This is a genomic window from Lawsonibacter asaccharolyticus, from assembly GCF_022453915.1.
In the GTDB taxonomy this organism is placed as follows: domain Bacteria; phylum Bacillota; class Clostridia; order Oscillospirales; family Oscillospiraceae; genus Lawsonibacter; species Lawsonibacter asaccharolyticus.
In genome coordinates this window covers 1,765,343-1,779,793 of the sequence record NZ_CP091870.1, presented here as the reverse complement: position 1 = coordinate 1,779,793, position 14,451 = coordinate 1,765,343, and the positions used below count along the sequence as shown (strand labels likewise).

The following is a 14,451-nucleotide window of genomic DNA, read 5'->3' as shown; positions in this document are numbered from 1 at the left end:
GGGGGACGGGGCTCAGTAGGTGACCAGATACTTCTCCAGTTCCCAGTTGGACACCCGGATGCAGTACTCGTTCCACTCCTTCATCTTGCCGTGGATGTAGTGAGAGGCCACATGGCCGCCCAGTACGTCCATGATGACGGGGTCGGCCTCCATCTCCCGCAGGGCCTCCTCCAGGGAGGAGGGCAGGGCCTGGATGCCGCTGGCGGCCCGGGTGCTGTCGTCCATCTCATAGATGTTGCCGGTGATCTCAGGGGGAGGGGTGAGGCCCCGCTGGATGCCGTCCAGGCCGGCGGCCAGGCAGGCGGCCACCGCCAGATAGGGGTTGCAGGAGGGGTCAGGGCTGCGCAGCTCCACCCGGGTGGACTGGCCCCGGGCGGCGGGGATGCGGATGAGGGCGGAGCGGTTGGAGGCGGACCAGGCGCAGTAGCAGGGAGCCTCGTAGCCGGGGACCAGCCGCTTGTAAGAGTTGACCAGGGGGTTGGTGAGAGCGGTGAAGCCCTTCACATGCTCCAAAAGGCCGGCAATAAAGGAGTAGGCCAGGGAGGAGAGCTGTTTTTCCCCCTTCTCGTCAAAAAAGATATTTTTTCCGTCCCGGAACAGGGACATGTTGATGTGCATGCCGGAGCCTGCCAGCCCGAACAGAGGCTTGGGCATGAAGGTGGCGTGGAGTCCGTTCTTTTGGGCAAGGCTCTTCACCGCCAGCTTGAAGGTCATGATCTTGTCCGCACAGTCCAGGGCTTCATCGTACTTGAAGTCGATCTCATGCTGGCCCCGGGCGCACTCATGGTGGCTGGCCTCGATCTCAAAGCCCATCTGCTCCAGATTCAGGCAGATCTCCCGGCGGGTGCTCTCACCGTGGTCCAGGGGGCCCAGATCGAAGTAGCCCGCCTCGTCCCGGGTGAGGGTGGTGGCGTGGCCCTGGTCGTCAGTCTCAAAGAGGAAGAACTCCAGCTCCGGCCCGATGTTGAAGGCATCAAAGCCCATGTCCCGGCTGCGCTGGAGCACCCGGCGGAGCACCCCGCGGGGGTCGCCCACAAAGGGGGTTCCGTCAGGGTTATACACGTCGCAGATCAGCCGGGCCACCTTGCCCTGGGCGGGCCGCCAGGGGAAGATGGCAAAGCTGTTCAGATCGGGGTAGAGGTACTGATCGGACTCATTGATGCGGGTGTAGCCCTCGATGGAGGAGCCGTCAAAGGTGATCTGGTTGTTTACCGCCTTTTCAATTTGGGAGGCGGTGATGGCCACATTCTTCAGCTGTCCGAAGATGTCCACAAACTGCATCCGAATGAATTCGATGTCCTCCTCCTTCACGATGCGGATAATGTCTTCCTTAGTATAGCTCATGGTGTGTCTGCCCCTTTCTCACCGCCCCAGGGACGGAAAATGTTTGGATAAAACAGTATTGCACTGAAGGGGGGCGGCTGTCAAGACTTTTCCGAATGGGAGTGCTGGAGAGGACGAGTACCGAGCCCGCCGCGCAGGGCGCGGCGGGCCGGCAAATGGATGGGGCGGACTTCATTGGGGCACTTTGCGGGCAAAGGCGGCCCCGCGCGGCCACCCGGTCTCCGGGAACCTGCCGGCGCCATCTCACGGGAGAGGGATTTGTGCGTTTTCGCAACTCCTGCCCCAGAGGGCCCCAAAAAAATGGGCGTTATGGTGGAAATGAAAAAAACACTTGCAAAAACTTCCGGAAAGGAGTATGCTGTCAACCAGAAAGCAGTCCGGTCCGCCGGTCCGTTTGGGAACGAATGAAGACAAAGACGTCTTGATAGGATGTCTTTGTCTTTTTTGTTTTTGCGGCTGGGAGATCAGGAGCGGCTTGGAATTACGGAAATGGAAAGGGTTGACTGGAAATGAGTACTGCGATCACCGAGCTGTTTGGCACAAATGTGTTCAGCGTCTCCGTCATGCGGGAGCGCCTGCCCAAAAAGGTGTTTGCCGAAGTGACCAATGTGATGGAGAATGGCGGCAGCATCAGCATGAGCACCGCCGATGTGGTGGCCAACGCCATGAAGAATTGGGCGCTGGAGAAAGGGGCTACCCACTATACTCATTGGTTCCAGCCCCTTACCGGCATCACTGCGGAGAAGCACGACTCCTTCCTCACCGCCCCGGTGGAGGGCAAGACACTGCTCCAGCTGTCGGGCAAGCAGCTGATCCAGGGGGAGCCGGACGCCTCCTCCTTCCCCTCCGGGGGCCTGCGGTCCACCCACTACGCCCGGGGCTACACCGCCTGGGACATGACATCCCCCGCCTTTGTGAAGGAGATGTCCTGCGGCACCATCCTGTGCATCCCCACCATCTTTGTCTCCTACACTGGCGAGGCACTGGACAAAAAGACTCCCCTGCTGCGCTCCATGGAGGCCATCAACACCCAGGCCCTGCGCATCCTGCGGCTGTTCGGCAACACCGAGGCCCACAAGGTGACCCCCTCCGTAGGGCCGGAGCAGGAGTATTTCCTGGTGGACCGGGAGAAGTACCTGAAGCGTCGGGACCTGATCTACACCGGGCGGACCCTGTTCGGTGCCCCTGCCCCCAAAGGGCAGGAGCTGGATGACCAGTACTTCGGCGTCATACGGGAGCGGGTGGGCGCCTTTATGAAGGACCTGAACGTGGAGCTGTGGAAGCTGGGCATCCCGGCCACCACCCAGCACAACGAGGTGGCCCCCGCCCAGCATGAGATGGCCCCCATCTATTCTATGTGCAACTTAGCGGTGGATCAGAACCAGCTGGCCATGGAGACCATGAAGCGGGTGGCGACCCGCCACGGTCTGGTCTGTCTGCTCCATGAGAAGCCCTACGCCGGCGTCAACGGCTCGGGTAAGCACAACAACTGGTCCATCGGCACAGATACCGGGGAGAACCTGCTGGACCCCGGGGACACCCCCAATGAGAACATGCAGTTCCTGCTGGTGCTCTCCTGCATCATGAGAGCGGTGGACCGCCATGCCGACCTGCTGCGCCAGTCCGCCTCCTGCGTAGGCAATGAGCACCGTCTGGGTGCCCAGGAGGCCCCTCCCGCTATCATCTCCATCTTTTTGGGGGATCAGCTGGACGATGTGGTGAGCCAGATCGTCTCCAACGCGGACTCCATCAAGCTGCTCACCTCCAGCGGACTGGATACCGGTGTGTCCACGGTTCCCGTCATCAAGAAGGATGCCACCGACCGCAACCGCACCTCCCCCTTTGCCTTCACGGGCAACAAGTTCGAGTTCCGCATGGTGGGCTCCTCCGACTCCATCGCCGACGCCAACACCACCCTGAACGCCATCGTGGCGGAGTCCTTCTGTGAGGCGGCAGACGAGCTGGAAAAGGCGGCGGACTTTGACTCCGCCTGCACCAAGCTTATTCACGATATGATGACGGAGCATCAGCGCATCGTATTCAACGGCAACGGCTACTCCGACGAGTGGGTAGAGGAGGCGGAACGCCGGGGCCTGCCCAACCTGCGCTCCATGGTGGACGCGGTGCCCGCTCTGCTCACCCCCAAGGCGGAGGCTCTGTTCACCAAGTTCGGCATCTACACCAAGGCGGAGCTGGAGGCCCGGGCAGAGATCATGTATGAGACCTATGCCAAGGTGCTGAAGATCGAAGCCAAGACCATGACCCACATGGCAGGCAAGCACTATGTCCCCGCAGCCATCACCTATACCACCCGGCTGGCCGAATCCATCACCGCCGTCACCGCCGCCTGTCCCCAGGCCGACCTGACGGTGCAGCGGGAGCTGCTGGAGAAGGTGAGCCTGCGCCTCACCGCCGCCACCAAGGCCCTGAACAGCCTGACCGAGCTGGTGGAGCAGGTGGACGCCATGGAGGATGTGAAGGAGATGGCCCTGGCCTACCACGACCAGATCGTCCCAGCCATGGCCGCGCTGCGCAAGCCGGTGGATGAGATGGAACTGCTGGTGGATAAGTCCATCTGGCCGGTGCCCACCTACGGCGACCTGATGTTCGAGGTGTAAGGACCAGCAGAGATCCTGATGCATACAGAGCCCCGGCGTCTGACGGCGCTGGGGCTCTTTCCGCTCAAAGAAATCTGCCTTTTCAGAACGGCGGAAAAAGAAAAAGATTTTCAATGGCGGAGGGTATTTACTCCAGGCCACCGGTCTCGTATAATAAAGCGTCCCACCCGAGCTATGAAGCAGGAGGGAGACAGGAGGAGAAGCCATGACTGAGCGGGAAAAGATGCTGTCCGGCGCACTATATGCTTCAGAGGACCCGGAGCTGGCCGCGGCCCGCATCCGGGCCCGTACCCTGTGCGGCAGGCTGAACCAGACGCCGCCGGAGGAACGGGAGGCGCAAGAGGAGATCATCCGCAGGCTGTTCGCCTCGGTGGGGGAGAACAGCACCGTCAATCCTGTCTTCTGGTGTGACTATGGCAGCAACATCACCGCTGGGGACAATTTTTATGTCAACTACAACTGTGTCATCCTGGACTGCGCACCCGTCACCTTTGGGGACAACGTATTCATTGCCCCCAACTGCGGCTTCTATACCGCAGGCCACCCCCTGGACGCCCCTACCCGGAATGCCGGACTGGAGTACGCCAGGCCCATCACCGTGGGCAGTGACGTGTGGTTCGGAGGAAACGTGGTGGTACTGCCCGGGGTGACCATCGGCTCCGGCTCGGTGATCGGCGCGGGCAGCGTGGTCACTAGGGACGTGCCGCCCGGGGTGCTGGCGGCGGGCAACCCCTGCCGGGTGATCCGCCGCCTGGTACCGGAGGAGGGGTGAGCATGCCGCAGCACGTGCGGGTGGTCCCGCCGGACCCGGCCTGGGCGGAGGGCTATCGCCGGGAGCGGGCCCTGCTGATGCCAGTCTTCGGGCCGCTGCTGGTGGAGCTGCACCACATCGGCAGCACGGCGGTGGAGGGACTGTGGGCCAAGCCCATCCTGGACCTCATGCCGGTGGTCACCAGCCTGGAGGCGGTGGACCGGCTGGACCCGGAGCTGGAGGCCCTGGGCTACCAGTGCATGGGGGAGTTCGGCATCCCGGGCAGGCGGTATTTCCGCAAGGGCGGGGACCATCGGACCCACCAGCTCCACGTCTTTCAGGCGGGCGACCGGAAAAATATCCTCCGGCATCTGGCGGTGCGGGACTACCTGCGGGCCTGCCCGGCGGAGCGGGAGGCCTATGGGGCGCTGAAGCGGTGGCTGGCCGGACAGTACCCGGAGGACATTGAGGGTTACTGCGACGGAAAGGACGCCTTTGTCCGGGCGCTGGAGCGGCGGGCCCTGGACTGGTACGACGAGAAACGGCCGTGATATGAGATATGAGGGCCCGCCGCCCCTGGCGGTGGCCTTGATATACCAGCTTCGCAGAGAGAAAGGAGGACCATGGGCTCTGGCCCATCAGAAGCGCCAGCGCCCTTCCCGGCAGAACGCCCGGGGAGGGACGACGAGGGGAAGGGAGTATCGAGGGGGAGCGCCGCCGGCACAGGGGGCGCTCCGGTTCGGCGGATGCCCTTCCGCGCCGCTCCGGGCGCGTGACATGGCTCGAAATATGCGGGCGACCGCAAAACAGAGGGGCCGTGACCGGGGAACGAGGTGCAAATGGCTGCGAGTTTGTCCTCCATTTCAATTCAGGAGGATCATCATTGCAATGTGTGGTATCGTAGGATATATTGGAACGGAAGAGGCGGCCCCCATCCTGCTGGAGGGGCTGCGCCGCCTGGAGTACCGGGGGTATGACTCCGCGGGGCTGGCGGTGCTGGACCCAGAGCAGGGGCTCCAGGTGGCCAAGGCCAAGGGGCGGCTCCAAGTGCTGGCCGACCTCACCGGTCAGGGGCAGAAGCTGACCGGACACATGGGGCTGGGGCATACCCGCTGGGCTACCCACGGGGCGCCCAACGACGTCAACTCCCACCCCCAGGTGAGCCAGTCCGGCCGGATCGCTGTGGTCCACAACGGGATCATCGAGAACTATGCCCGGCTGAAGGAGTTTTTGGAGTCCAAGGGGATAGCCTTCGTCTCGGAGACAGATACGGAGGTGGTGGCCCAGCTGCTGGACTACTACTATGAAGGCGACCTGCTGGACGCGGTGGGCAAGGTGCTCCACCGCATCGAGGGGGCTTATGCCCTGGGCATCGTCTGCGCCGACGAGCCAGACCGGCTGGTGGCAGTGCGGAAGGACTCGCCCCTGATCTTGGGATACGGGGCGAACTTCCACATGCTGGCCTCTGATGTCACCGCCGTCATCCAGCACACCCGGGAGGTGTGCTATCTGGAGGATGGGGAAGTGGCGGTGCTTACCGCCCATGGGGCCCAGGTGTACAACTCCCTGCTCCAGCCGGTGGAGAAGGAGATCTCCCATGTAGATTGGGAGATCTCTGCCGCGGAAAAGGGGGGCTATGAGCACTTTATGTTCAAGGAGATCATGGAGCAGCCCAAGGCCCTGCGGGACACCATTTTCCCCCGCCTGCGGGACGGGGAAGTGGTGCTGGACGAGGTCTCCCTCACCCGGGAGGAGCTGGAGAGGCTGGACCGGCTGTACGTCATCGCCTGCGGCTCCTCCTACCATGTGGGGGTTGCGGCCAAATACACCCTAGAGCGGATGCTGCGCATCCCGGTGGAGGTGACACTGGCCTCAGAGTTCCGCTACTGTGCCCCCATCGTCACCCGGCGCACCCTGGCCGTCGTCATCAGCCAGTCCGGAGAGACTATCGATACCCTGGCCGCCATGCGGGAGGCCCGGAGGCTGGGAGCCCGGCTGCTGTCCATCGTCAATGTGGTGGGGTCCACCATTGCCCGGGAGTCGGACGACGTGATCTACACCTGGGCCGGGCCAGAGATCGCCGTAGCCACCACAAAGGCATACTCCACCCAGCTGGCGGTCATCTATCTGCTGGGCCTGCGTTTTGCCCATCTGCTGGGCACAGTGGGGGAGGAGGAGTACGCCGGCATGGTAGCCCAGCTGAGGCAGCTCCCCGCCAAGGTGGAGGAGATCCTGTCCGACACAGAAAAGATCCAGTACTACGCCTCTATCTACTTCAACCACGACTCCGTGTTCTACATCGGGCGGAACATCGACTATGCGGTGGGGCTGGAGGGGTCTTTGAAGCTGAAGGAGATCTCCTACATCCACTCGGAGGCCTACGCCGCCGGGGAGCTGAAGCACGGCACCATCTCCCTCATCGAGGACGGCACCCTGGTAGTGGCCCTGGCCAGCTGGGGGGACCTGTTTGACAAGCTGATGAGCAATGTGAAGGAGGTAAAGGCCCGGGGGGCGGACGTGGTTGGCATCACCACACGCAGCCATGGGGCGGAGCTGGCCAAGAGCGTGGACAGCGCCATCCAGATCCCGGACACCCACCCCATGTTCCTCCCCTCCCTGGAGGTGGTGCCCATGCAGCTGTTCGCCTACTATGTGGCCCTGATGCGGGGCTGTGACATCGACAAGCCCCGGAATCTGGCGAAAAGCGTCACGGTGGAGTGACGGCCCGGGGCTGCACAGAAAAACAGGAGCGCGCGTCTCCTTCTGACGCAGAGGGGGGCGCGCGCATTTTTGCGGAGGAAAAGAGAGAGATGGGACATCTGCTGTGTTTTTATCTGCTGGAGCTGGGGATGGCGGCAGCCTGGTGCCGGTGGGTCATCTGCCGCGAGGTAGACCTGCCCGCCCTGCTCCGCACCGCCCGGACCGTGTGGAGCGGGGAACGGCAGGTGCTGGGGGAGCTGCTGCTGGTCCGCCGCCGCTGGACAGAGGGGGAGGAGACAGAGCGCTTCCGCCAGGCCTGGCGCAGGATCGCCCTGCGCCTGCTCCCGCCTCTGCTATACCTCACCCTGGGTGGGGCGCTGGCCCCAGTGCTGGCCTGGAGAATGTTTCCGGAGGGGGCCGGCCAGCTGGCGATGGGCTGCTGTGTGCTGGCGGGGCTGGCAGGCGGCTGCTTCAAGGCGGGGACCCAGAGGACCGTAGAGGAGCTAAGCTGGATGCAGGGGGAGCTGGAGGGCCTGCGTTCCCGACCTGGGTTTCTGAAAGAGCACACGCGGCCGGTGGAGTGGGACCAGAAAAAGAGAGGGCTCCTTGTCTTGCTCCTGCTGGCTGCGGCGGCCGTTTTTGGAACCATCTGGGGGCTGAGCCACAGTCTGGCCGCCGCCGGTCCGGTGGGAGAGGCGGCGGCCCTGGTTCTGCTGGCCCTGCTGTGGCTGCTCTCAGAACAGCCCTGGCGGAAGAAAAAGGGGAGGAGCGCAGCAGCAGAGCCGGGCGTGACCATCCAAGGGAGCAGCCTGGAGCGGTATCAGGAGGCGCTGGAGGACTCCTGCCGGGCGATGAAGATCCCGGCCCTGCTGGTAACGGAGACCCAGGAGGGGACGGTCAACGCCAGCGCCCGCCTCTCCCCAGGCCAGGTGCCCGAGCTGCGGGTGACCGGGGGACTGCTGAAGCAGGCTGAGCTCCTCTTCCGGCGGACGGGAAACCTGGAGCAGATGGACCGGACAGTGCTTTCCATCCTGGGCCATGAGCTGAGCCACATCGCCCACCGGGATGCCCTCCAGCTGGAGCGGCGGGCACGGAAGGCGGCACTGGTCAGCGGAGGCATCTTCCTGCTACTGGCGGGATCGGTCCTGCTCCTGCCGGCGGCTGCCCCACTGCCCGCTCTCCTGCTGGTCCTCTATCTGGGGGCAGACCTGCTCTTTGGGAAGATCCTGACGGACCGCCGGTTCTGGGGACAGATGTGTGAGCTGCGGGCGGACCGGACCGGCCTGCGCCTGAGCGGGGCGTCCGGGGAGGAGTGGATGCAGTTCTGGGAGATCGCGCGGCTGCTCCAGGCGGAGGAGAAGCGGCAGGCGCGGCTGAGAGGGGAAAATGTGCTGTACCAAGGTTACCGGCGCTATCTCAGAGTGGAGTTCCACCCTTCCCTCCGGCGGCGAAGAGCCATGATGGAGCGGGGGCGGCCCTGGGGGTGGCGGGACTATCTGGATCAGCTCTGGTATCTCCGGATGGCTCTGTGGCAGGGGAGGGGCTGGAATGAGTGAGAGACATGGGGAGGAGAGCCGCATATGAGTTTGGAGCGGGCCCGGCAGGCCGCCCTGGTCCAGGCTGCCCTGCGAGGAGACGAGCATGCCCGGGAGGAGTTGGGCGCGCTGGCAGAGGAATATTTGCGCCGCTGTTTCTTCCGGCACGCACGGCGGTGCTATGGGGACGGTGTGAAAGAGGAGTTGGAGGACATCGCATCCGATGCGGTGGAGAAATGCCTGGCAAGGCTGGACCGGTTTCAGGGGGGAAGAGCTCTGTTCACCACCTGGGTCTATGGGTTCGCGAAGAATGTTCTTCGGAACCACCACAGGAAGAGGGCACGCCGAGATCAAATCTGGGAGGAGGTGCGGAAGGATCAGAGTGCATGGTGGCATGAGCCGCCACCGGATGAGCCCCACTTCGGCGGCGACCCGCTGAGGTGGGTGATCCATCAGGAGAAACTGGAGGCCCTCCACTTGGCTATGGCGGATCTTCCAGTCAACGATGAGGTCATTTTGACGCTGAGGGTGGCAAAGGCACGGCCTGAGGCAGAGACAGCCAGACAGCTGAAGCTGGAGGATGAGGAGGCGGAAAAGCTCTATCGGTGCGCCCTGGAGCTGCTTCGGGAGCGGTTTTTCCGTTACTATTACGGAGTCCCCAGGCGGAAGAGAGCGGGGCAGCCGAAGTCGGCCTGAAAAAATTGTCCTTGACAAAAGGATGGGACCGCCTTTAATATATAGATATCCGATATATAGGAGGTCTATCTATGGGCATCGATAAAGGATGGATGGCCGGGAGCACAGCGATGCTGCTCCTCCGGCTGCTGGAGGAGAGAGACCGGTACGGCTATCAGATGATCGAGGAGCTCCGCCGCCGCTCAGACCATACGTTTGACTTGAAAGCAGGAACACTTTACCCTTTGCTTCACGGGCTGGAGGAGAAGGGGTGGATCACCTCCTATCAGGGGGAGGGGGGCGGCAGAACCCGAAAGTATTATCACTTAACAGAAAAGGGAAGGCGGGAGCTGAAGGAGAAGCGGGCGGAGTGGGACCGCTACACCCGGGCGGTGTCCCGGGTGCTGGAGGGGGGCATCTGTTTTGGATGACTTTTTTGCGGATTACATGGATCAGGCCATGGAGCAGGTGCGCTGGAGGCGCGCCCGGCCCGCTCTGGCCCAGGAGCTGCGCACCCACCTGCTGGACCAGCGGGACGCCTGCCTGGCCCAGGGGATGAGCCAGACGGAGGCGGAGGCGGAGAGCCTGCGGCAGATGGGGGACCCGGTGGAGGTGGGTACCCAGCTGGACCGGGTGCACCGGCCTGCGCCCCAGTGGGGCATGCTGGCCCTGGTTGGGCTGCTGCTGTGCTCCGGATTTTTCATCCAGGCCACCGTGATGCAGCAGCTAGGCAGAGTTCAGCCCTATATGCCTACCGTGATCGTAAGCATCCTCCTGGGGGTCGCCGCTATGGCGGCGGTGTACCTGGGGGACTATACCCTGCTGGGACGGCGTCCGGTCCTCCTCTATTCTTTGGGCATGGCTGCTCTGGCTGTTTTGATACAGAGGGGCGGAATGAGAGTAGGAGGGATCAGCTACACCCTGCTGGGGCCGGTGCTCTACGCCCTGCTGATCTATGGCCTGCGAGGGAAGGGCTGGCGGGGACTGCTCCTGGCTCTGGCGGGGCTGGTCCCGCCGGTGGTCCTGCCCTGCCTCATCCCGAATTTCACCAGCGGTGCCATCGCCGGCCTCAGCGGAGCAGCGGTGGTGCTCACCGCGGCGTGGAAGGGCTGGATGGGGGTGCCCCGGAAGAAGGGGGCAGCCGCCGTGGCCGTTGGGCTCCTGGTATTGAACGGGGCCGCGCTGTGGCATCTGTCTCAAAGCCCTTATGCGTTGGAGCGGGTCCGATTCGCCCTCCACCCGGAGCTGGACCCCCTGGGGCTGGGATATTTCCCCATGATGGTCCGGGAGATGCTCTCCGGCGCCCAATGGCTGGGGAAAGGGGAGCTGGGGGAACTGAGCGGAGCGGCTGGCTATCTCCCTGGCGTTTCGGATTACTGGCTGGCCCGGGTGATCCACGAGCTGGGCTGGGCCGCTGGGCTGGCCCTTCTGGCCCTGATGACTGCCCTCTTCGCACTGGGGCTGCGGCGCTGTATGCGGCAGAGGGGGATGCTGGGACGCCTGCTGTCCACCGCGGCCCTGACGACTCTGGTCCTGGAGACAGTGTGCTTTGTGGTCTATGATCTGGGATTCCCCCTGGCCGCGCCGCTGGTGCTCCCCTTCCTGTCCACCGGCGGGCGGTATATGGTGGTCAATCTGCTGCTGCTGGGGCTGATGCTGTCCGCCTTTCGGGAAGAAAGGCTCCCGCAGGGGCAGAAGGGGCCCGCCGCACAGTCAAGCCGGGGCCGCCCTCTGATCTCCTGGAGGGACGGGGATCTGGTCATCGCCTTGGGCAGAAGGACGGGAAAATGACCGCAGGGGAAGTCTCCGACGCATCTTGAATAAAAGGCCCTCCAGCGGGGATTATCTGGAATTTTGTTTTTTCCCGGGACATGTGTCTGGGAAGGGACATCCCATACAAAAGATGCCTCAGACAGACAAAACCTCCGGCTCAGCCGGAGGTTTTGTCTTAAAAGTGGAGCTGTTTCGGATCTCCGCATCAGGACCAGCTGAACCAGATGCTGCCGTCCTGATCTGCCATCACGTCCATCGCGCCGTCCAGCAGCTCGGCCACGTCGGCCCGGGTCAGCGGGTCGGCCATGGCCTGGGCGCTGTCGTCCCCGCCGTGGATAACGCCTGAGGCGGACAGGTTGGCCGCGGCCTGGCCGGCCCAGTGGCCGCCGCTCTCAGAGGCAAAGACCTCCGCGGGCACGTCCAGGATGCCCATGAGGTTATCCAGCATCACCGTGGCCTCCCCCCGGGTCACCGGCTCACCGGAGCCGAAGACGGGCTGGCCCTCCTGGTCCAAACTGCCTTGGATAGCCCCTGCCTTCAGGGCAGAGGAGACATAGCCCTTGGCCCAGGTGGGGATGGCCTCGTCGTCATAGAAGCCGGTGAGGGTCACGTCCTCCAGGGGTTCCAGGCCGGTGGCCGCCATGGCCATGGTCAGAAATTCCGCCCGGCTGACCGGCTGGTCTGGGTCAAAGAAATAGCTTCCGTTGACATAGGAGCCCACAAAGATGCCCTCTTCGGCCAGGCGGATGGAGGCCTTGTGGGCAGGGTTGCCCTCCATATCAGCGTAGGTCACCTTGGTGTCCGGCTTTTCGATCTGGATGGATACCTTGGCCTCGGGAGATACGTTGCCCGCCGGGTCCACCGCCACATAGGTGAAACTATCCTTGCCAGTCTTGTTCTCATAGGGGGTATAGACGAACTGGCTGGAGCCGTCCTCCGCCACAGTCACGGCCCCCCGGGCGGGGGTGGAGGTGAGCTGGAAGGTGAGGGAGTCCCCTTCGCCGTCCTCCGCGTCGAACCAGCCGGTGATAGCCACATTTTTATAGGTGGACAGGTCCATATTCCGGGCGATGGGGGCCTCGTTGGCCTCGGTGAGCAGATATAGGGTGACGGTCACCTCCTCACCGGTCTCTCCGGTGGTAAAGGAGGGAAGGAAGGTGAAGGCAGTCTCGTTGACAGAGGGGGTGGGCAGAGCTTGGAACTGGAGCCCGCTCAGGGCGGAGGCGTCCACCAGGGCGCCCTCGGTCAGGGGCTGTCCTCCTACGGTGAGCATCCCTGTGCCGATATCGGGCAGAGTTTTCAGCGTAATGGCGGCCAGCGCGGTCCCACCGCTGCCGCCGGAGACAGGGAAGTCCTCGGCAGAAAAGGAAATGACCTGCCCCACCATGCCGTTTTTGGAGAAATCGGAAACGCTGGGGACATCAGTTTTCTTGTTCCAGAAGAAGGCGGAGGCGGGCAGGGACAGGGTACAGACCAGCGCCAACGCCAGCACCGGGGCGAGCATCCTGCGGAAAGCTGGGGAATGATTCAAAGGAATGACCTCCTTACTTTGTTGATGTGCCCTTATTTTCTGTGCTAACAGGAAAAATATGCGGGCCCACATGCCGGAAAAGCCCATGGAAGATATTGAGAACCAGCAAAAGGAAGTGCAAAAGGAGCTTTGAGGCAGATCCTCCACATCATCTTATTTAGATACAGAACGGGCAGAACGAAGTGCTGCCGTGATGAATGAGGGGGATGTTCTTCCATCAGAACAAATCGCCGGGATCGGGCGTGTATGGGACACGCCCCTGTGTGAGACGGCAAGACCTGGCGCGCCGCGCCGGGCTCAGCGGTCAAAACCACCCGAAAGAGGGAAGATAATGACAGGTGCCTTGACGGGGGGCGGCAAAGGGGATACAATGAAAAAAACTATGGATGTCCACGGGATGCCGCCGGGGGCGCGGCACCGGCCTGGAAAGGAAGTTTCATCATGAAGACTGGATTGGTGCTGGAGGGCGGAGCTCTCCGGACGATTTTTTCCAGCGGGGTGTGCGACGCCCTGCTGGACGGCGGCGTGATGGTGGACTACGTGATCGGGGTGTCCGCCGGGATCGCCTATGGGGTGAGCTATATCTCCCGCCAGCCCCGCCGCAACCTGGAGATCGTGACCCGGTACGCCGGGGACCGGCGGTATATGGGGATGAACAACCTGGCGGACCGGCACAACAGGAGCTACTTCGGCCTGGAGTTCGTCTATGACACCATCCCCAACGAGCTTGTCCCCTTTGATTACCAGACCTTTGCCGCCTATCCCGGTCAGGTGGAGGCGGTGGTGACCAACCTGAACACGGGGGAGGCGGAGTATATGCCAGTCCCGCGGGAGGATGACAAATTCCTGCTGCTCCAGGCCACCTGCGCCCTGCCTCTGATGTTCCCCATCTACCATCTGAATGGACAGCCCTATCTGGATGGCGGCGTGGCCGACTCTATCCCCTATGAACGGGCTTTCCAGCAGGGGTGCGACCGGGTGGTGGTGGTGCTGAGCAAGACCCGGAGCTATGTGCGCCGGCCGGAGAAGCTCCAGCCGGTGATTGAGCGGACCTACCGGGAATATCCCAACTTCTGCCGGGCTATGGCGCGGCGGGCAGAGCAGTACAACACCTGCCGGGAGCGCCTGTTCCAGCTGGAGCGGGAGGGCAGGGTACTGGTGCTGGCCCCGGTGTCCACCCACAAGGTATCCCGCATCGAGCGGGATACCAAAAAGCTGAGGATGCTGTGGGGAGATGGGTATCAGCAGGCGGTGGACCGAATGGACGAGATCCGGGCTTTCCTCACGCCGGACAGGGCGTGACCTCGTCCTCCGCAGCTGGACAGCTGGGCTGGAGGGCCAGCAGAGCCAGGGCGTCCCCCAGCACAGTGAAGAAGGCGGCCATGCGGCCCCGCTCGTCCACGTCGGCCTCCCAGGCCAGGAGGACGGCCAGCAGGACGGCCGCCGCCAGAAGGATGTAGGAATTTCGGGAAAACATATGGGACAAAAAAGACCACCCCCCGCAGTCCATTCTATGTGGACGGC

Annotated in this window: 12 protein-coding genes; 9 read left to right on the top strand and 3 right to left on the bottom strand. The window is 63.2% G+C overall.

What is annotated here, in order from left to right; translation table 11 throughout:
* Positions 1-12 precede the first annotated feature (12 nt).
* Positions 13-1,344, bottom strand: coding sequence for a type I glutamate--ammonia ligase (glnA, locus tag L9O85_RS08485; protein ID WP_050624962.1), 1,332 nt, complete (start codon positions 1,342-1,344; stop codon positions 13-15).
* A 509-nt stretch (positions 1,345-1,853) separates the two neighbouring features.
* Here glnA and L9O85_RS08480 point away from each other — a divergent pair.
* From L9O85_RS08480 to L9O85_RS08445, 8 genes are all read left to right on the top strand, one after another.
* The gene (locus tag L9O85_RS08480) at positions 1,854-3,962 is read left to right on the top strand and encodes a glutamine synthetase III (RefSeq protein WP_050624961.1); all 2,109 of its coding nucleotides are present in this window, start codon (positions 1,854-1,856) and stop codon (positions 3,960-3,962) included.
* A 205-nt stretch (positions 3,963-4,167) separates the two neighbouring features.
* A complete protein-coding gene (locus L9O85_RS08475) occupies positions 4,168-4,734 on the top strand; it encodes a sugar O-acetyltransferase (protein WP_050624960.1) in 567 nt (188 codons plus the stop codon).
* Positions 4,735-4,736: 2 nt separating this feature from the next.
* On the top strand, positions 4,737-5,264 hold the full coding sequence (locus tag L9O85_RS08470; protein WP_301578393.1) for a GrpB family protein: 528 nt from the start codon (positions 4,737-4,739) through the stop codon (positions 5,262-5,264).
* 337 nt (positions 5,265-5,601) lie between these two features.
* Positions 5,602-7,434 carry a glutamine--fructose-6-phosphate transaminase (isomerizing) gene (gene glmS, locus L9O85_RS08465; RefSeq protein ID WP_276852687.1) on the top strand — a complete coding sequence of 611 codons (1,833 nt, stop codon included), beginning with the start codon at positions 5,602-5,604 and terminating at the stop codon, positions 7,432-7,434.
* Positions 7,435-7,523: 89 nt separating this feature from the next.
* Positions 7,524-8,969 (top strand): M48 family metalloprotease, encoded by a 1,446-nt coding sequence (locus L9O85_RS08460; RefSeq protein ID WP_301578392.1) that lies wholly within the window; start codon positions 7,524-7,526, stop codon positions 8,967-8,969.
* Between the two features lie 24 nt (positions 8,970-8,993).
* The gene (locus tag L9O85_RS08455; RefSeq protein WP_301578391.1) at positions 8,994-9,644 is read left to right on the top strand and encodes an RNA polymerase sigma factor; all 651 of its coding nucleotides are present in this window, start codon (positions 8,994-8,996) and stop codon (positions 9,642-9,644) included.
* A gap of 71 nt (positions 9,645-9,715) precedes the next feature.
* On the top strand, positions 9,716-10,054 hold the full coding sequence (locus L9O85_RS08450; protein ID WP_301578390.1) for a PadR family transcriptional regulator: 339 nt from the start codon (positions 9,716-9,718) through the stop codon (positions 10,052-10,054).
* Positions 10,047-11,414, top strand: coding sequence for a permease prefix domain 1-containing protein (locus L9O85_RS08445; RefSeq protein ID WP_301578389.1), 1,368 nt, complete (start codon positions 10,047-10,049; stop codon positions 11,412-11,414). Before L9O85_RS08450 ends, L9O85_RS08445 begins: the two co-directional genes overlap by 8 nt.
* Before the next feature lie 187 nt (positions 11,415-11,601).
* On the opposite strand, the gene L9O85_RS08440 is transcribed toward L9O85_RS08445, so the two are convergent.
* On the bottom strand, positions 11,602-12,927 hold the full coding sequence (locus L9O85_RS08440; protein WP_301578388.1) for an Ig-like domain-containing protein: 1,326 nt from the start codon (positions 12,925-12,927) through the stop codon (positions 11,602-11,604).
* Between the two features lie 441 nt (positions 12,928-13,368).
* Between L9O85_RS08440 and L9O85_RS08435 the strand changes: the two genes are divergently transcribed.
* Positions 13,369-14,229, top strand: coding sequence for a patatin-like phospholipase family protein (locus L9O85_RS08435; RefSeq protein ID WP_050624952.1), 861 nt, complete (start codon positions 13,369-13,371; stop codon positions 14,227-14,229).
* On the opposite strand, the gene L9O85_RS08430 is transcribed toward L9O85_RS08435, so the two are convergent.
* Positions 14,210-14,413 (bottom strand): hypothetical protein, encoded by a 204-nt coding sequence (locus L9O85_RS08430; RefSeq protein ID WP_301578387.1) that lies wholly within the window; start codon positions 14,411-14,413, stop codon positions 14,210-14,212. The genes L9O85_RS08435 and L9O85_RS08430 overlap by 20 nt on opposite strands.
* Between the last annotated feature and the right edge of the window lie 38 nt (positions 14,414-14,451).